Origin of the sequence: Pseudomonas sp. (genome assembly GCF_049301935.1) — a bacterium.
In the GTDB taxonomy this organism is placed as follows: Bacteria; Pseudomonadota; Gammaproteobacteria; order Pseudomonadales; family Pseudomonadaceae; genus Aquipseudomonas.
The window spans coordinates 1-17,734 of sequence record NZ_JBAQLP010000136.1; the positions used below are offsets into that span (position 1 = coordinate 1).

14 protein-coding genes are annotated in these 17,734 nt (G+C 62.2%); 7 read left to right on the forward strand and 7 right to left on the reverse strand.

All coding sequences use genetic code 11. The annotated features are described in order from the left end of the window. Positions 1–179: 179 nt before the first annotated feature. Together WA145_RS17680 and WA145_RS17685 are read right to left on the reverse strand one after the other, a co-directional pair. Complete coding sequence (locus tag WA145_RS17680; RefSeq protein WP_422582820.1) at positions 180–989, reverse strand: c-type cytochrome; 810 nt, start codon at positions 987–989, stop codon at positions 180–182. Continuing rightward, the gene (locus WA145_RS17685; protein WP_422582821.1) at positions 986–1,345 is read right to left on the reverse strand and encodes a rhodanese-like domain-containing protein; all 360 of its coding nucleotides are present in this window, start codon (positions 1,343–1,345) and stop codon (positions 986–988) included. Before WA145_RS17685 ends, WA145_RS17680 begins: the two co-directional genes overlap by 4 nt. A gap of 666 nt (positions 1,346–2,011) precedes the next feature. Here WA145_RS17685 and WA145_RS17690 point away from each other — a divergent pair. The 6 genes from WA145_RS17690 (at position 2,012) to WA145_RS17715 (ending at position 8,847) form a co-directional block, all read left to right on the forward strand. Beyond that, entirely contained in the window at positions 2,012–3,217 is a 1,206-nt protein-coding gene (locus tag WA145_RS17690) for an acetyl-CoA C-acetyltransferase (RefSeq protein ID WP_422582822.1), read from the forward strand. Between the two features lie 102 nt (positions 3,218–3,319). After that, the gene (locus WA145_RS17695; RefSeq protein ID WP_422582823.1) at positions 3,320–5,464 is read left to right on the forward strand and encodes a 3-hydroxyacyl-CoA dehydrogenase NAD-binding domain-containing protein; all 2,145 of its coding nucleotides are present in this window, start codon (positions 3,320–3,322) and stop codon (positions 5,462–5,464) included. A 264-nt stretch (positions 5,465–5,728) separates the two neighbouring features. Beyond that, the gene (locus WA145_RS17700) at positions 5,729–6,100 is read left to right on the forward strand and encodes a DUF2784 domain-containing protein (RefSeq protein ID WP_422582842.1); all 372 of its coding nucleotides are present in this window, start codon (positions 5,729–5,731) and stop codon (positions 6,098–6,100) included. A gap of 105 nt (positions 6,101–6,205) precedes the next feature. Next, a complete protein-coding gene (locus WA145_RS17705; protein WP_422582824.1) occupies positions 6,206–7,012 on the forward strand; it encodes an SDR family oxidoreductase in 807 nt (268 codons plus the stop codon). A 129-nt stretch (positions 7,013–7,141) separates the two neighbouring features. After that, positions 7,142–8,308, forward strand: coding sequence for a CynX/NimT family MFS transporter (locus WA145_RS17710; protein WP_422582825.1), 1,167 nt, complete (start codon positions 7,142–7,144; stop codon positions 8,306–8,308). 110 nt (positions 8,309–8,418) lie between these two features. Then, a complete protein-coding gene (locus tag WA145_RS17715; RefSeq protein ID WP_422582826.1) occupies positions 8,419–8,847 on the forward strand; it encodes a hypothetical protein in 429 nt (142 codons plus the stop codon). A 99-nt stretch (positions 8,848–8,946) separates the two neighbouring features. Here the strand turns inward: WA145_RS17715 and WA145_RS17720 are convergent, their stop codons facing one another. The 5 genes from WA145_RS17720 to WA145_RS17740 all read right to left on the reverse strand — a co-directional run bounded on the left by WA145_RS17720 (position 8,947) and on the right by WA145_RS17740 (position 17,114). Then, positions 8,947–9,186 carry a YheU family protein gene (locus WA145_RS17720; RefSeq protein WP_422582827.1) on the reverse strand — a complete coding sequence of 80 codons (240 nt, stop codon included), beginning with the start codon at positions 9,184–9,186 and terminating at the stop codon, positions 8,947–8,949. Between the two features lie 213 nt (positions 9,187–9,399). Further along, positions 9,400–12,153, reverse strand: a complete 2,754-nt coding sequence (locus tag WA145_RS17725) for a 7TM diverse intracellular signaling domain-containing protein (protein ID WP_422582828.1) — start codon at positions 12,151–12,153, stop codon at positions 9,400–9,402. An 80-nt stretch (positions 12,154–12,233) separates the two neighbouring features. Then, positions 12,234–13,424 (reverse strand): osmoprotectant NAGGN system M42 family peptidase, encoded by a 1,191-nt coding sequence (locus WA145_RS17730; RefSeq protein ID WP_422582829.1) that lies wholly within the window; start codon positions 13,422–13,424, stop codon positions 12,234–12,236. A 95-nt stretch (positions 13,425–13,519) separates the two neighbouring features. Beyond that, positions 13,520–15,256, reverse strand: a complete 1,737-nt coding sequence (gene ngg / locus WA145_RS17735) for an N-acetylglutaminylglutamine synthetase (protein ID WP_422582830.1) — start codon at positions 15,254–15,256, stop codon at positions 13,520–13,522. Between the two features lie 88 nt (positions 15,257–15,344). Next, positions 15,345–17,114, reverse strand: coding sequence for an N-acetylglutaminylglutamine amidotransferase (locus tag WA145_RS17740; RefSeq protein WP_422582831.1), 1,770 nt, complete (start codon positions 17,112–17,114; stop codon positions 15,345–15,347). A 111-nt stretch (positions 17,115–17,225) separates the two neighbouring features. On the opposite strand from WA145_RS17740, the gene WA145_RS17745 reads away from it, so the two are divergent. Next, positions 17,226–17,699, forward strand: coding sequence for a MarR family winged helix-turn-helix transcriptional regulator (locus WA145_RS17745; RefSeq protein WP_422582832.1), 474 nt, complete (start codon positions 17,226–17,228; stop codon positions 17,697–17,699). Positions 17,700–17,734: the final 35 nt, after the last annotated feature.

Genomic DNA, 17,734 nt, shown 5'->3' on the forward strand with positions numbered 1-17,734 from the left:
AGTGAAACGATGCATCGCCGATGGTAGTGTGGGGTTTCCCCATGTGAGAGTAGGTCATCGTCAAGCACCTATACCAAAACCCCCGATTGCGAAAGCAGTCGGGGGTTTTACTTTGTGTCGCGAAAAACAAGGCTATGTCTCGATTATATAGTGCATGGTTCGCTCAGCCGCTTCCGCTCTCAAGATTCTATCTTCCTTCCCTTCATATGGCTTAGATACTCAATTAACTCCCGCAACTCCTTGTTACTCAACACTTCAACCGCAAACCCCGGCATCTTGCCCTGCGGCCAGCGCCGCAAACTTTGTGGGTCGCGGATATAGCGGGTTAGAAAGTCGCTACTGAAATACTCCGTCGGGTTATGCGGAATATTCAGGTCCGGGCCGAATTTCGAGTCGCCTGCGCCATTCAGGCGGTGACAAGCCATGCAGTTCTTCTGGTACTGAGCAAAGCCAGCCTGCACCGCCGGGCTAGCGTCGGCGGCGGGGAGTAGTTGCGGGAAGCGCTGCGCTACCGGGGCCAGTTTGCGGATGGTGGCGAGCTGGAAGGGCCATTGCTCGGGGCCGATCTGGCTGGCGGTCGGGTTTTGCCAGACCAGGTAGAACGGTCCAGCACTGGGTTTGCCGTTGCCCAGGGCGGGCCAGGGTTGCGCTGGGTCTTCGATGGCCATCCAGGCCTGGCTGCCGGTTTGGCTGAGCGCGAGGGCGGCGGAGAGTTCGGCGGCAAAGCCGTCGCTTGCCACCAGCTGCAGGTGATCACCCGGCTGCACACCGTCCAGCAGTACCGCCAGTGGCACGGCGCGGTAGTGCATGCTGCGTTTGTAGCTGACGTCATCGCTGATCTCGACGCTTTGCGCCTGCGGGTGGGCGAGCAGTTGGACGCTGCTCAGGCGCTGGCTGCCGTTGCCCAGCTCCAGTGTCAGCTCGGCGGCGTGCAGCTGGGTGAAGGGTAAGAGGGCGAGCAGAGCGATGCCGAGGGTGCGCGTGTTCAATCCTGCGACTCCAGGGCGAGTTTCAGTTCGTCATAGCCGCCAGCGTTGATTAGGTTGCTGTAGCCCATGGCGCGCAGGCTTTCTTCGGCGATGCCGGAGCGGCGGCCGCTGCGGCAGTAAAGGATGATCGGCGTGTCCTTGTCAGGGGCGAGGGCGCTGATGCGGCTGGCGATCTGCTCATAGTCAATCTGCTCGGCGCCGGGCAAGGCACCGGCGGCGAATTCATCGGCGCTGCGGACATCGATCAGTATGCTCTCCGGGGATTGCAGGGCGGCAACGGCGGCACTGAGTTCGGCTTCGCCGGCCAGCAGAGGCAGACTGACCAGCAGGCCGAGGGTGGCAAATAGCGTGCGCATGGCGTGCTCCTTGGGTTGACTGAAATCACCCTAGCACAGGCACTGCACTGCACGCGTTTGTAGAAATTGCGCTGCCGCTGCCGGCTCCGCAGTGGCAGGCAGGGCAGTAAATCAGGGATTTAGCCGACCAAGCGGGTCAGGTTGGGAAGGATAAGGATCAAGGTGGTGGCAAAAACAATGATGCCTGCCTGGCGTATTTTGGCGGGATTGAACATGGCGGTTGGCCTTGTTGTTTTTTGCGGCGGATAGTCCCTGTCCTGCTCACTACGCGGATGTGACGTCACGCCTCATGTGATCATTTAAGCCGTCCCGGCAACCCCGGCGACGACGCCTATGTCAGCCGACCAGCAGATTATTTATTGGCGACTCACTCAACTGTAGGGTCGTGTGGCAGCAAGCCATAGACGTCTTGATTACTAAAATCCATGGGGTAGTTGCCAGTAGTTATGACATTTGCCTGTCACCGACGCTAGCGCCTTGAGCTAGACGCGCTTGTAGGCCTTCGCCCCGTGATTGACCGTTTGTCTGAGCTGAGTGGTCAATAGGCCTGAGCACTTCGGTCATTGAGCCTGCTTGCGCGCAGCGTATGGTAGGCCCACTCAACAAGAACAGGCGTGGGCCCCACCTGCGCCGCCAGCCACCCTCCATTGGAGGTCTGAGGACGCCATGACCGAAGCATTTATTTTCGATGCAGTGCGCACGCCCCGCGGCAAAGGCAAGAAGGACGGCGCGCTGTACAGCGTCAAGCCTGTCGACCTGATCGCCGGGCTGCTCAAGGCGCTACAAGCGCGCAATAACCTCGACACCAGCCAGGTTGATGACATCGTGCTCGGCTGCGTAACGCCGGTGGGTGATCAGGGCGCAGACATCGCCAAGACGGCGGCCATGGTCGCCGATTGGGATGTCAGCGTGTCGGGCGTACAGCTCAATCGTTTCTGCGCCTCGGGCCTGGAAGCGGTGAATATGGGCGCGATGAAGGTGCGTTCCGGCTTCGAGGATCTGGTAGTGGTGGGCGGCGTCGAGTCGATGTCGCGCATTCCCATGGGCTCCGACGGCGGTGCCTGGGTGATGGACCCGGCCACCAATATGCATACCCATTTCACCCCCCAGGGCATTGGCGCCGATCTGATTGCCACCCTCGAAGGCTTCAGCCGCACGGACGTCGACAGTTTCGCCTTGCGCTCGCAGCACAAAGCCGCTCGCGCTAGCAAAGACGGCTCGTTCAGCAAATCGCTGATTCCGGTGACCGACCAGAACGGCATCGTACTGCTCGATCACGATGAATTTATCCGTGGCGACTCCACTCTCGAAGGCCTGGGCAAGCTCAAGCCGAGCTTCGAGATGATGGGCCAGATGGGCTTCGACAGCACTGCGCTGCGCGTCTACAGCCATGTCGAGCAGATCAATCACGTGCACACTCCGGGCAACAGCTCCGGCATAGTCGACGGCTCGGCCCTGATGCTGATCGGCAGCGCCGCCAAGGGCAAGGAACTGGGCTTGAAACCGCGGGCGCGTATCGTCGCGACCGCCGTGACCAGCACCGACCCGACCATCATGCTCACCGGCCCGGCACCGGCCACGCGCAAGGCGCTGGCCAAGGCTGGGCTGAATGTCAATGACATCGACCTGTTCGAGGTCAACGAGGCGTTCGCCTCGGTGGTAATGAAGTTTATGCAGGACATGGGCGTCAGCGAGGACAAGGTCAACGTCAACGGCGGTTCCATCGCCATGGGCCACCCGCTGGGTGCGACCGGCTGCGCCATCCTTGGCACCCTGCTTGACGAGCTGGAGAAGCGCCAGCTGCGCTACGGCCTGGCCACCCTGTGCGTGGGCGGCGGTATGGGTATCGCCACCATCATCGAACGAATCTGAACCGTAGGATGGGTGGAGCGAAGCGATACCCATCGCCCCGTTGATGGGTATTACGGGGCTCAACCCATCCTACGTCCCCCACTTTGGGATGAGACCAAGAACATGACTGATGCCATCCGTTACGAAAAAGGCCAGGACAATATCGTCGTTCTGACCATGGACATGCCTGGCCAGAGCGCCAATACCATGAACGCGGTGTACCGCGAGGCTATGGGCAAGATCGTCGAGCGCCTGGAAGCCGAGAAGGACTCCATCGCCGGGGTAATTATCACCTCGGCGAAGAAGACCTTCTTCGCCGGCGGCGACCTGAATGAGCTGATCAAGGTCACCAAGGCCGACGCGCCGGCCTTCTACCAGATGATCCTCAATATCAAAGGCCAGCTGCGCCGCCTGGAATGCCTGGGCAAGCCGGTGGTTGCGGCGATCAATGGCGCGGCCCTGGGCGGCGGCTGGGAAATTGCCCTGGCCTGCCATCACCGTATCGCCCTGAACAGCTCCAGTATCCAGCTCGGCCTGCCGGAAGTGACCCTCGGCCTGCTGCCGGGCGGTGGCGGGGTGGTGCGTATGGTGCGCCTGCTTGGTCTGGAAAAGGCCCTGCCATACCTGGCCGAAGGCAAGAAGGTCCGTCCCGATGCGGCGCTCAAGGCTGGCTTGATCCACGAACTGGCCTCCGACAAGGACGACCTGCTGGCCAAGGCCCGCGCCTGGATCGTGGCCAACCCGGCGCCCAAGCAGCCTTGGGATGTGGCCGGCTACAAGATCCCAGGCGGCACGCCATCCAGCCCGAACGTGGCGCAGATGCTGGCCATCGCGCCGAGCGTGCTGCGTGACAAGACCAAGGGCTGCTTCCCGGCGCCGGAGAAGATCATGTGCGCCGCCGTCGAGGGTGCGCAGGTCGACTTCGACACCGCGCAGATCATCGAGGCGCGCTACTTCACCGAGCTGACCACCGGGCAAGTGGCGAAGAACATGATTGGCACCTTCTGGTTCCAGCTCAATGAAATCAACGCTGGCGGCTCGCGGCCACAAGGCTTCGCGCCCCATGTGACCAAGAAGGTCGGCGTGCTCGGTGCCGGCATGATGGGCGCCGGTATTGCCTATGTGTCGGCGGTCGCTGGTATCGAGGTGGTGCTCAAGGACATCTCCATCGAGGCGGCCGAGAAGGGCAAGGATTACTCGGCCAAGCTGCTGGAGAAGAAGGTTGGCCGTGGCCAGATGAGCGCCGAGAAGCGCGATGGCATTCTGGCGCGAATCAAACCGACCGTTAGCGATGCCGACTTTGCCGGCTGCGACCTGATCATCGAGGCGGTGTTCGAGGACCGCGACCTCAAGGCCAACGTCACCGCCGCTGCTGAGCGTGCGGCGCTGAGCGATGCGGTGATTGCCTCCAACACCTCGACCCTGCCGATCACCGGCCTGGCCAACGCGGTGCAGAAGCAGGACAAGTTTATCGGCCTGCATTTCTTCAGCCCGGTGGACAAGATGCCGCTGGTGGAAATCATCAAGGGCGAGCACACCAGTGATGAGACCCTGGCGCGCGGTTTCGACTACGTCATGCAGATCAAGAAGACCCCGATCGTGGTCAACGACAGCCGCGGCTTCTTCACCTCGCGGGTGTTCGGTACCTTCACCAACGAAGGCCTGGCCATGCTCGGCGAAGGCGTGAGCGCGGCGATGATCGAGAACGAAGCGCGCAAGGCGGGGATGCCGGTCGGCCCGCTGGCGATCAGCGACGAAGTGTCGATGAGCCTGATGAACCATATCCGCCAGCAGACCATCAAGGACCTGGCAGCCGAGGGTAAGTCCATCCCAGAGCATCCGGCCTTTGCGGTGATCGACATGATGCTCAACGAGTACAAGCGGCCGGGCAAGGCTGCGGGTGCGGGTTTCTATGACTATCCTGCCGGCGGTAAGAAGCACCTGTGGCCTGAACTGAAAGCGCGTTTCGAGAAGCGCGATGCGCAAATTTCGCAGCTCGACGTGCGTGATCGCATCCTGTTTATCCAGGCCATCGAGACGGTGCGCTGTGTGGAGGAGGGTGTGTTGCAGTCGGTGGCTGATGCCAATATCGGTTCGATCTTCGGTATCGGTTTCGCTGCCTGGAGCGGCGGTGCGCTGCAGTTTATCAACCAGTACGGGGTGCAGGACTTTGTCGCCCGCGCCCAGTATTTGGCCGAGCAGTACGGCGAGCGCTTCCTGCCGCCAGCGTTGCTGCTGGAGAAAGCCGCGAAGAATGAGCAGTTTTAAGCACGCTTAGCAGACCGTTGAACAACGCAGGTGGTTTTCAACAGCCTGCCAGCAGTACATCCAAGCCAGCTCTGTGAGCTGGCTTTTCTTTTTCTCAGGCATGGTGCTTAGCATCCTGACTGGTGCGGTCAGTATGTGCAGTCGTACCTAGACGGAAGGCGGCGGGTATCAGTCCGCCTCTTACTTGATCTGGATATCATGTCGCCAATGGCGCTTGCGCATTGCCGCAAGCTTCAGATTCGAGGACTGACAGCGAGGCGATTTATGTTTTGGTTGGCGCTGGCGGCAGATGCAGTGGTGGTTGTGCATTTACTGTTTATTCTGTTCGCTGTGCTGGGCGGTTTGCTGGTGTGGCGTTGGCACAGGTTGGTCTGGTTGCATGTGCCTGCGGCCTTGTGGGGGGGGTTGGTGGAGCTGATGCGTTGGCCCTGTCCGCTGACTCCGCTGGAGCACAGCCTGCGTCTGACAGCAGGGCAGGCGGGGTATAGCGGTGGTTTTGTGGAGCACTATCTGCTGCCTATCATCTATCCGGCTGGGCTGACGCCGCAGATTCAGATTGGCTTGGGCTTGTTCGTTCTGCTGCTTAATGGGCTGATTTATGGCGTGTTGCTTTGGCAGCGCTGGCGGCGGCCGTGAGTAGAGCTTAGGCCGCCTTATTCAGATGGATGATGGTGTGCAGGCAAGATAATTTCCCCGGCTACACTGGTGCCATCAATCACAGCAGCACAAGGCAGCTTTCCTATGCAAAATCGCATGATGATCACCGGCGCGGGTTCGGGTTTGGGGCGTGAGATTGCCCTGCGTTGGGCGCGTGAGGGCTGGCAGTTGGCGCTGTCGGATGTCAATGAGCCGGGCCTGCTGGAAACCTTGCAGCTGGTACGTGAGGCTGGCGGTGACGGTTTCACCCAGCGTTGCGACGTGCGTGATTACAGCCAGCTAACGGCATTTGCCCAGGCCTGTGAGGAAAAGCTCGGCGGCATCGATGTGATCGTCAACAACGCCGGGGTTGCCTCTGGCGGCTTCTTCAGCGAGCTGTCGCTGGAAGATTGGGAGTGGCAGATCGCGATCAACCTGATGGGCGTGGTCAAGGGCTGTAAGGCCTTCCTGCCGATGCTGGAAAAGAGCAAAGGCAAGATCGTCAATATCGCCTCCATGGCGGCCTTGATGCAGGGCCCGGCGATGAGCAATTACAACGTGGCCAAGGCCGGTGTGGTGGCCTTGTCGGAAAGCCTGTTGATCGAGCTGAAACTGCATGAGGTCAGTGTGCATGTGGTGTGCCCCTCGTTCTTCCAGACCAACCTGCTGGATTCCTTCCGCGGCCCGACACCGGCGATGAAGGCACAGGTGGGCAAGCTGCTGGAAAGCTCGCCGATCAGCGCTACAGATATTGCCGACTACATCTACCAGGAAATCGGCAAAGGCGAATTTATGATTCTGCCCCATGAGCAGGGCCGTATGGCCTGGGCCTTGAAGCAGAAGAACCCGCAGTTGCTGTACAACGAAATGACCAGCATGGCCGATAAGATGCGTGCGCCGCGCGCCAAGTGATATGGCGTTGTTGGCGTCAATTAGTTGATTTAACGGTCAACTTAATCGCTGTTCGGGCTTGCCTGGCATGAGCTGGCGCTCTAAGGTTTGCGGCCATGTCGGCATGGCCGCGAAACTGACGGATCTACTGTGAAACCTTTCCCCCGGGCCCTGCTGTTGCTGGCCCTGATTCTGGCCGCGATCAATTTGCGGCCTGGCATCACCTCCCTGGCGCCGTTGATCGAGCGGATCGCTGAAGAGCTGGCCCTGAGCCGCAGCCTGATTAGCCTGACCACTGCGCTGCCGGTGTTGTGCATGGGCTTGCTGGCGCCTTTTGCGCCGCGCTTGGCCGTGCGTCTGGGGCTGGAACGCACCATCGCCCTGTGTCTGGCGGTGATCGCAGTGGCGCTGCTGCTGCGTGCAGTGGGACATGCCAGTGCGATTCTGATTGGCAGTGCGGTGCTCCTGGGTGCGGCCATTGCGGTTGCCGGGCCTTTGCTGTCGGGCTTTATCAAGCGGCACTTTGCCGGGCATATGGGCAGTGTGGTGGGCTGGTATTCGCTGAGCATGGCGATTGGTGGTGCCGGTGGTGCGGTGCTCACCATTCCGGCCACGCAGTGGCTGGGTAATGACTGGACCTATGGCCTGGCCATTTGGGCGCTGCCGGCGGTAGTCGGGCTGCTGCTCTGGCTGTTTCTGCCCAACCGTGTCGAAGCTGACAGCGAGGAAGGCGGCATGGGCCTGCCCTGGCGGCAGCCGCGTGCCTGGCTGATCAGCGCGTTTTTTGCCATTCAGGCCGGCTTGTTTTATGCCCTCGCCACCTGGGCTGTTGCGCGTTATCACGAAGCTGGCTTGAGTCTGATGCACAGCAACAGCCTGTTCAGTGTGTCGATGCTGATGGGCCTGCCCAGTGCATTTCTGCTGCCCTGGTTGGCGCAGCGTTTCCAGAACCGCTACCTGCTGCTGGTTGGCTGTGGTCTGTTGTCGACTATTAGCTTGGCGATGATTACTTTTCAGCCAACCTTTATCCCCGAACTGTGGGCACTCAGCATTGGCTTTGGTCTGGGCGGCTCCTTCGCCTTGTCGCTGGTATTGCCGCTGTATGAGGCAGGCTCGCCGCTGGCGGTCAGTCGCTGGACCGCGATGATGCTGTGCATGGGCTACAGCCTGGCTTGCCTGACCCCAGTGTTGACCGGCCTGGCACGCGATCTGGCAGGCAATTACCAGTTGCCGTTTATGGTGCTGACCGCGCTTGCGCTGCTAATGACGCTGCTGGCCTGGATCATGCGCCGTGGGCCGAAGCGCGCCCATAGCTGACGCCGCTCAGATGTCGCTGCGGCGATGCGTTGACGCTTATTTGGCAGCAGTTCCTTCCTTGGCCTTGGCGGCTGTGATAGAAGGCAGCCTTGATTTGCTGGAGTGCCTGCGTGGAGTCCGAATCCATCGTTTATGGTTGCATCCGTGACTGTCCGTCGGACAGTCCGGCTCAAAGCCGTCTGCGTCGTGAAATCAATCGGCAGGTGCTCGATGAGCTGCCGGCGGGCGATGCCTGGAGTTTTCTCGGGCGGGAGATGTTTGCCTGTTGCGAGCAGCCGGGCGATGGCCTGTACCAGACTCAGGTGATCCACTTCGGCGCCAGCTACCGCACGGTGGAGTATGAGTGGAGCCTGTGGATCAAACAGTTCGAGGCGTTGCTCAAACGCCTGTACTGGGCCAGCGCGGTGGTGCATCTGGAAACCGAGCTGAACGGTACGCACACCTTTCGCTGGGAGTCGGATAACGGCGTTCACAGCCCGCAGGAAGGCGAGTTGCGCGTGCGCTGTGCGTGGGAGCGCGAGGGCGGTCTGCGCGGGTAGGTTGGGTTACGACGCGCAGCGAAGACTAACGAACATGCCGCCTGTTGGGCTTCGCTGCGTTCAGCGTCAATCTACGAGGATGAGCTCACCCTGCGGCGTTTATTGCTCAAGTGCATCCAGCCACTCTTTCGGCACATCGCGTTTGAGCGCCAGCTGGCATTGCTGGCTATCCGCATCGAAGACAATCACGGCCTGGCCTTTGCTCAATGCGTGGCGTACCCGTTCGATACGCGTATCCAGCGGGGTTTCGTCGCCATTGTCAGTGCCATCGCGGGTAACGAAGTCTTCGATCAGGCGGGTCAGGGTGTCAGCTTCGAGCAGGTGATAAGGGATTAGCACGGTAAGGCCTCCAGAGCGCAGCGCGGATGCTAGCAGGCCGTTGAAAAATTACCTACGTTGGCAATACTGCGTTAAAAACGGCCTCGGAATGCTCATGTACAGCTCGTACACTCCGCTTCCTCGGCCGTTTTTGCCTTGTCTTACCTGCCTCGCCTACATTTTTCAACGGCCTGCTAACGCGCGCGGCTCTGGCCGGCCATATTTGCTGCGCAGTTATTGAACGGACGGTTCGGCCGGTTGCAGATAGGCGTCCAGGGTGCTGTACAGCGTGGCGCTGTCCAGCGGTTTGCCGAGGAAGTCATTCATCCCGGAGTCGGCGCCGTGCTGGCGGTGCTCATCGAGGATATGCGCGGTCAGGGCGATGATCGGCACCGCCGGCAGGTTGTACTGGCGCTCCAGGCGGCGGATCTGCCGGGTGGCTTCGAAGCCATCCATCTCCGGCATTTCGCAGTCCATCAGGATCAGTTGCGTGGCATTCGGGTCGCGCTGGTATTCATTCAGCGCAGCCAGGCCGTTAGTCACCAGGCGCACGTTGTAGCCGCGCTTTTTCAGAAAGCCCTGCACCACCAGCTGATTCACCGGGTTGTCTTCAGCCACCAGGATGCAAGGCGCATTAGCGCTGTCGCTGTGGTTTTTTGGCAGCGGTTTGATTTCCACGATACGCGGTTCTTCGTACAGTTCGAGTAGGGCACTGCGCAGTGCATTGATTGCCAGCGGTTGCGGCAGGCCGAGCAGGCGTAGGCCGGCTGAGCTGGGCAGTTGCTGGCATTGTTCCGGCGCGCAGAGCAGCAGCACGCGCTGTCCTGGTCGCAGCAGCGGGCGCAGCGAATCCAGCCAGTGCTGGATGCTGCCCGGCCATGGCGCCATCAATACCAGCAGCGGCGGGGCGGCAAAATCTGCCAGGTAGCCGAGCAGGGTTTCCGGGTTCTGGCAGCGTTCGGTACGCATGCCCCAGCGCCCAAGTAAGCGGCTCAGGGCATCCAGGCCGAGGCCATCGAGGGAGGTGAGCAGGGCGGTGCGGCCTTTGAGCAGTTCGTGCAGCGGGTCGACCTGCAAAACGTCATCGCTTAGCGGAATATCGAAGGCAAAGCGCGTGCCCTGGCCTGGGGTGCTCTGTACCTCGATACGCCCGCCCATCATTTCCACCAACTCCTTGCTGATCGCCAGGCCCAGGCCGCTGCCGCCATAGCGGCGGGTGGTGCTGGAATCGCCCTGGGCGAAGGACTCGAACAGCTGGGTCAGGGCCTGGTCACTGATGCCGATACCGCTGTCACTGATGGCGAACACCAGGTGCGGTTTGCCCTGGGAATCATTACGCCGGCAGACATTGAGCGCCACGTGGCCTTCGGCGGTGAATTTTAGGGCATTGCTGAGCAGGTTCATCAGCACCTGCTTGAGCCGGGTCGGGTCGCCAGTTGTGCGCCGTGGTACGCCATTTTCCAGGCTGACATAGAGGCGCAGGCGCTTGTCCAGGGCCTGCCCGGTGAACAGGCTGAGGGTGTCGGAAATCAGCTCTTCCAGATCGAACTCGATATGCTCCAGGCTGAGCTTGCCGGATTCGATGCGCGCGTAATCGAGGATGTCGTTGATCACCGCCATCAGCGAACTGCCGGAGCTGGAAATGGTGTCGACGTAGAAGCGCTGGCTGCGATCCAGCGCGGTTTCCTTGAGCAGTTGCAGCATGCCCAGTACGCCATTCAGCGGGGTGCGGATCTCGTGGCTCATCTTGGCCAGGAAGCGGCTCTTGGCCAGGCTCTCGATCTCCGCCTGCTCGGCGGCGCGGCGCGACTGGAAGCCTTCTTCCTTGAGCATGTTGATACGGTCCGCCAGGCCGATGGACAGGGTGATCAGCTCGATGGTCACGCCGACCTTGACCACCGCATCGCCATACAGCCCGAGCAGTTCGAGGCCCAGGGAGCCGGAGGTGGCGATAATAAAGGAGGCCAGCAGAATGCCCCAGGCGAGGATGTAGTAGGAGCCGTAGCGCAGGCCCTTGCGCCACACATAGGCCCCGCTAAGCAGCAGCACCAGGGACACCGCCAGCACGGTCAGGCTGGCGAGGATATTCCAGGCCTGCAGGCCGATCAGCGGCACCGACACCAGGCAACCGCCCACCAGCAGCATAAACAGGCGCAGGCCCAGGTCGAGGCGCGGGAAATGTTGCGCGGTATGCAGGAAGTGGCGGCTGAACTGGGTGGCGGTGAGGCAGTGGATATACATCAGGATATAGATGCTTACCGACTGCAGGCCGACATGTTCGGGCAGCAGCTTGAACAGCATGCCGTCGAAGCTGGCGGCGAACAGGCCGATATTGAAGCTGTATACCAGGTACCAGAAGTAGGCCGCCTCGCGCAGCGAGAGAAACAGGAACAGGTTGTAGCAGAACATCGCGAACAGCACGCCGTAGAAGGCCCCGTTGATGCCCATGAGGTTTTCCTGGGCGGCGGCGCTGGCCTGGTAGGTGCTGAAGAACAGCGGCACGAAGACCGTGCTGGTGGTTGCCACGCGGATCAACAGGGTGCTGTTGCCGGGCGGCAGCTCGATCGGGAACCAGAAGTTGCGCACCTGCACCGGGCGCTGGGAGAAAGCGTACGTATCACCGCTTTCCTGCATCGGCCACTGGCCATCGGCATTGGCCAGAAACACCTGCAGGTGGTCGAGCAGTGGGTAGTTGACCTCCAGGTAACCGGCCAGGTTGCTTGGCAGGCGGTTATCCAGTTGCACCTTGAACCACCAGACCGAATCATTCTTGCCGAGGTTGGCGTGTTCGCCCTGCACTGGGGTAAAGCGTTCATCGGCCAGAGCGCTGACCTGTTCGATGCTCAGCTGGCCTTGCGGGTCTTCCAGGTAGGCCATGGACGGGCCGAGTGACAGGCGCAGATCGGTATTGTCCAGGGTCGCAGGCAAGAGTGCCCACGCCGGTGCGCACAACCAGAGCAGTACCAACGCCAGCCAGATACGAGGCATCAACCAACCTCTTTATTCTTATGTGGGGCTGAGTCCAGCCCCGTCGTATGGCATCACTTTGCCCGGATGCGCGCGGCCCTTCAAGCGTCCTGATCGCGGGGGCGCAAAAGGCTATCGACAGTCGGCACGCGGGTGTCACTTTCCATCTGCGCATCATGCTCCAGTTGGTGGCTAAAGCGCTCTAGCGAGCCCTGCGCCGGCTGGGCGTCACTGGCAAATACCGGTGGGCTGAGCAGGTAGGCGGCGAGCAGGCGGCTAAGCGCCTTGAGGCTGTCGATATGGGTGCGCTCATAGCCGTGGGTGGCGTCGCAGCCGAAAGCCAGCAGGGCGGTGCGGATGTCGTGGCCGGCGGTGACTGCCGACTGCGCATCGCTGTGGTAGTAGCGAAACAGGTCGCGGCGTACCGGGATTTCATTCTCGCTGGCCAGGCGCAACAGCTGGCGTGACAGGTGATAGTCGTAAGGGCCGCCGGAATCCTGCATCGCCACGCTGACGGTGTGCTCGCTGGATTGCTGGCCCGGCGCGACGGGAGCGATATCGATGCCGACAAATTCGCTGACATCCCAGGGCAGGGCCGCGGCCGCGCCGGAGCCGACTTCCTCGGTGATGGTAAACAGCGGGTGACAGTCGATCTCCGGCTCCAGGCCGCTTTCCTTAATGGCCTTGAGGGCGGTGAGCAGGGCGGCAACGCCGGCCTTGTCATCCAGATGGCGGGCGCTGATATGGCCGCTCTCGGTGAACTCCGGCAGCGGGTCGAAGGCGACAAAATCGCCCACCGAGATGCCCAGCGACTCGCAGTCGGCGCGGGTGCTGCAGTAGGCATCCAGGCGCAGTTCGACGTGGTCCCAGCTGATCGGCAGCTGATCCACGGCGGTGTTGAAGGCGTGCCCCGAGGCCATCAGCGGCAGTACGCTGCCGCGAATCACGCCCTGGTCGGTAAACACGCTGACCCGGCTGCCTTCGGCGAAACGGCTCGACCAGCAGCCGACTGCGGCCAGGCCCAGGCGGCCGTTGTCCTGCAGTTCGCGGACAATCGCGCCAATGGTGTCCAAATGCGCCGAGACCGCGCGGTCCGGGCTGCTTTGCTTGCCCTTGAGGGTGCCGCGAATGGTGCCGCGCCGGGTCATCTCGAACGGGATGCCGATCTCCTCCAGGCGCTCGGCCACATAGCGCACGATGGTGTCGGTAAAGCCGGTGGGGCTGGGAATGGCGAGCATTTCCAGCAGCACTTTCTGCAGGTAGACGAGGTCGGGTTCGGGTATGACTTGCATGGCAGTCTCCAGTTGGGGCCGAGGTAGGAGCCCGCTTGCTGGCGATCAGGGGCGCTAAGATCGCCAGCAAGCAGGCTCTTACGGGCGTGTTGGGTTCAATCCACCTGGCTAAGCGGAAACAGCAGATCGATAAAACGCTCGGCGGTGGGTTGTGGCTGGTGGTTGGCCAGGCCGGCGCGCTCGTTGGCTTCGATAAATACGTAGTCGGGCTGATCGGCGGCAGGCACCAGCAGGTCGAGACCGACCACCGGGATATCCAGGGCGCGAGCGGCTTTGACGGCAGCATCAGCCAGCACCGGGTGGAGGATCCCGGTGACGTCCTCCAGGCTGCCGCCGGTGTGCAGGTTGGCGGTCTTGCGCACGGCCAGGCGCTGCCCTGCGGGCAGCACGCTGTCGTAGTCGACCCCGGCGGCATGCAGCGTGCGCAGGGTTTCGGCGTCCTTGGGAATGCGGCTTTCGCCTTCGGTGGCGGCTTGCCGGCGGCGGCTCTGCGCATCGATTAGCTCGCCGATGCTGTGCTGGCCATCGCCGACCACTTCGGCCGGGCGGCGGATGGCGGCGGCCACCACGGCAAAGCCGATCACCAGAATGCGCAGGTCATGGCCTGGGTGAAAACTTTCCAGCAGTACGCGGCTGTCGAAGCTGCTGGCGCGTTCGATGGCGTCCTGCACATCCAGCGGCGTGCGCAGGTCCACCGCCACGCCCTGGCCTTGTTCGCCATCCACCGGCTTGACCACCAGGCTGCCGTGCTCGGCGAGAAATGCGGCGTTGTCCTCGGCGCTGCCGGCCAGGCGCTGGGCCGGCAGGTGCAGGCCGGCGCGGGCCAGGGCGCGGTGGGTCAGGCGTTTGTCTTGGCACAGGGTCATGCTGACGGCGCTGGTCAGGTCGGTCAGCGATTCCCGGCAGCGGATACGTCGGCCGCCATGGCTCAAGGTGAACAGCCCGGCGTCGGCATCGTCGACCTGCACGTCGATGCCGCGGCGCAGCGCTTCATCGACGATGATTCGCGCGTAGGGGTTCATCGGTGTGTGCGGGCCGGGGCCAAGAAACAGCGCTTCGTTAATGCCGTTCTTGCGTTTGATGCTGAAGGTCTGCAGCTCGCGAAAGCCCAGCTTGGCGTACAGCCCCTTGGCCTGCTGGTTGTCGTGCAACACGGACAGGTCCAGGTAACTCAGGCCGCGGCTCATAAAGTGTTCGATCAGGTGGCGCACCAGCACCTCGCCGACGCCCGGCCGACTGCAGCGCGGGTCGACTGCCAGGCACCACAGGCTGCTGCCGTGATCCGGGTCCTGATAGGCCTTGTGGTGGTTGAGGCCCATGACGCTGCCAATCACCGCGCCGCTGTCTTCGTCCTCGGCCAACCAGTACACCGGTCCACCGAGATGGCGTGGGGTGAGTTTGCCCGGCTCGATCGGCAGCATGCCGCGCAGCTGATAGAGCTGATTGATCGCCTGCCAGTCCTCGGCATTCTGCGCGCGGCGCACGCGGTAACCGCGAAAGCCACGGCGCGCCGGGCGGTAGTCGGTGAACCACAGGCGCAGCGTATCGGAGGGGTCGAGAAACAGCTGCTGCGGCGCTTGCGCCAGCACCTGATGCGGGGCGGCGACATATAGAGCGATATCGCGTTCGCCGGGTTGTTCGGTCAGCAGATCGCTGGCCAGGGCGCCGGCGTCCGGGTAGGTGTGGCCGATCAGCAGGCGGCCCCAACCGCAGTGCAGAGCTTGCGGCTGGCTGGGCGGGGCGTGGTGATCCTCGGCCAGGCGCGCTTGCAGGCGCTCGTAGGAGGGCGTTTGGCCGCGCAGCAGGCGTTGGTTAAAGGCAGTGGCACGCATTGGAGAGTTTCCTTTGCCGTGAGCAGATTGCGTATTTCAGGGTTAAGGCACTGCGGTGGATGTGCCTGTGCTCATCCACCGCAGCGTTCTATAGGCCGTGTTCGTTCAGCCAGAGGTTGAGTGCCGCCAGTTGCCACAACTTCGACCCGCGCAACGGCGTCAACTGGCCGTGCGGGTCACTCAGCAGACGGTCGAGCATGGCCGGGTTGAACAGGCCGCGATCCTGGCTGGGGTCGAGCAGCAGATCGCGTACCCAGCCCAGGGTTGCACCTTGCAGATGCTTGAGGCCCGGCACTGGGAAGTACCCTTTGGGCCGGTCGATCACCGCACTGGGAATCACCTGGCGTGCGGCCTCTTTGAGCACATGCTTGCCGCCATCCGGTAGCTTGAAACGCCCTGGGATACGCGCCGAGAGCTCGGCCAGGCGGTAATCAAGGAACGGCGTGCGCGCCTCCAGGCCCCAGGCCATGGTCATGTTGTCGACCCGTTTGACTGGGTCATCGACCAGCATCACCGTGCTGTCCAGGCGCAGCGCCTTGTCCACGGCCGCCACGGCGCCGGGCTGGGCGAAATGCTCACGGACGAAGTCGCCGGCCATGTCGCCGGTCAGCCAGGCGGGCTGCACGCAGGCGGCGTACTCGTCGTAATCGCGGTCGAAGAATGCTGCGCGGTAGGCGTCGAAGGCATCCTCGGCGGCGTTCACCTGCGGGTACCAGTGATAGCCGGCAAACAGCTCGTCGGCGCCCTGGCCGCTTTGCACCACCTTGCAGTGCTTGGCCACCTCGCGTGACAGCAGGTAGAAGGCGATGCAGTCGTGGCTGACCATCGGCTCGCTCATGGCGCGAAAGGCCGCCGGCAGCTGTTCGAGAATCTCGTGCTCGCCGATACGCAGCTGGTGGTGACGGGTGGCAAAGTGTTCGGCGATCAGGTCGGAATACTGGAACTCGTCGCCGCGCTCGCCGCCGGCATCCTGAAAACCGATGGAGAAGGTCGACAGGTTGTCCACCCCGGCTTCACGCAGCAGGCCGACCAGCATGCTCGAATCCACTCCGCCGGAAAGCAATACACCGACGTCCACGGCGGCGCGTTGGCGGATCGACACGGCTTCGCGCATGCCATCCAATACGCGCTCGCGCCATTCGTCCAGGCCAAACGTGATTTCGTCACGCTGCGGGCCGAAGTTCAGGTTCCACCAGGTCTGCTGCTCACAGTTGCCTTGGGCGTCGATGCGCATCCAGCTGGCGGGTGGCAGTTTCGTCACCCCGGCCAACAGGGTGCGCGGCGCGGGCACCACCGCATGGAAATTCAGGTAATGGTTGAGGGCGACGGGGTCGAGGGTCTTGCCGATATCACCGCCGGCCAGCAGTGCCGGCAGGCTGGAGGCGAAACGCAGGCGTTCGCCCGTGTGTGACAGGTACAGCGGCTTGATCCCGAGGCGGTCGCGGGCGATGAACAGCTGCTGGCGGTCGCGCTCCCAGATGGCGAAGGCGAACATGCCATTGAGCTTGGGCAGCAGGTCGGTGCCCCAGGCGTGGTAGCCCTTGAGCAGCACTTCCGTGTCGCCATCCGAGAAAAAGCGATAGCCGAGGGCTTTGAGCTCTTCGCGCAGTTCCGGGTAGTTGTAGATGGCGCCGTTGAACACCATCGTCAGGCCCAGATCGCTGTCGACCATCGGCTGGCCGGAAGCTTCGGCCAGATCCATGATCTTCAGGCGGCGATGGCCGAGGGCGAGCGGGCCCTGGCTATGAAAGCCGTGGGCATCGGGGCCGCGAGCGGCCATGTGATGGGTGATTCGCTCGACTGCAGCCAGGTCGGCCGGTCGTTGATCAAAACGTAATTCTCCAGCGATTGCGCACATAATTCCTTACCGGTATTGCCGTTGGGGAGTGGTTCGGGGCTGCCGAACCTTTTACACCAAAACAAAATAATGCTTTCATGTCAAAGTTTTATAGCGAATTAAAAGGCGATTATGGTCGATAAAAAGGTTTCTACTGAAATAGATTTGTCATCTGTTACCGCCTTCGAACTGCCACTGTTTCAGGCCTTGCGGCGCTTGCAGCAGGCCGGTGAGGTGCATGCCAAACGCCTCGGTCGCTTCGGTGGGCTGACGCCGATGCAGCTGATGATTTTGCAGGTGCTGGCAGGGGAAACGCGGCTGACGGCCAGCGACTTGAGTAGCCGCGTCAGCCTGACCGCCGCGACCCTGTCGGGCATGCTCGACCGGCTGGAGGAGAAGGGCCTGCTGCAACGCCAGCGCGACGATCAGGATCGCCGCCGTCAGTGGCTGCTGCTTAGCGAGCAGGGCCGCACGCTGCTGCAACAGGCGCCGAGCCTGCTGCCGCCGGAGTTTGTCGAGCGTTTTGCTGGGTTACAGGAATGGGAGCGGCATAGCCTGACCGCCGCGGTGTTACGCGCGGCGCAGCTGTGTGGGGAGATGGAGTAGAACCGCCGCGCCGGGAATGGCGCGGCGTTGCAGGC

What these genes read in the sequence shown, in the direction of transcription:
- WA145_RS17685 (WP_422582821.1), bottom strand. Translation starts at nt 1,345, where the DNA reads ATGCGCACGCTATTTGCCACCCTCGGCCTGCTGGTCAGTCTGCCTCTG.
- WA145_RS17690 (WP_422582822.1), top strand. Translation starts at nt 2,012, where the DNA reads ATGACCGAAGCATTTATTTTCGATGCAGTGCGCACGCCCCGCGGCAAA.
- WA145_RS17695 (WP_422582823.1), top strand. Translation starts at nt 3,320, where the DNA reads ATGACTGATGCCATCCGTTACGAAAAAGGCCAGGACAATATCGTCGTT.
- WA145_RS17700 (WP_422582842.1), top strand. Translation starts at nt 5,729, where the DNA reads ATGTTTTGGTTGGCGCTGGCGGCAGATGCAGTGGTGGTTGTGCATTTA.
- WA145_RS17705 (WP_422582824.1), top strand. Translation starts at nt 6,206, where the DNA reads ATGCAAAATCGCATGATGATCACCGGCGCGGGTTCGGGTTTGGGGCGT.
- WA145_RS17725 (WP_422582828.1), bottom strand. Translation starts at nt 12,153, where the DNA reads ATGCCTCGTATCTGGCTGGCGTTGGTACTGCTCTGGTTGTGCGCACCG.
- WA145_RS17730 (WP_422582829.1), bottom strand. Translation starts at nt 13,424, where the DNA reads ATGCAAGTCATACCCGAACCCGACCTCGTCTACCTGCAGAAAGTGCTG.
- ngg (WP_422582830.1), bottom strand. Translation starts at nt 15,256, where the DNA reads ATGCGTGCCACTGCCTTTAACCAACGCCTGCTGCGCGGCCAAACGCCC.
- WA145_RS17740 (WP_422582831.1), bottom strand. Translation starts at nt 17,114, where the DNA reads ATGTGCGCAATCGCTGGAGAATTACGTTTTGATCAACGACCGGCCGAC.
- WA145_RS17745 (WP_422582832.1), top strand. Translation starts at nt 17,226, where the DNA reads ATGGTCGATAAAAAGGTTTCTACTGAAATAGATTTGTCATCTGTTACC.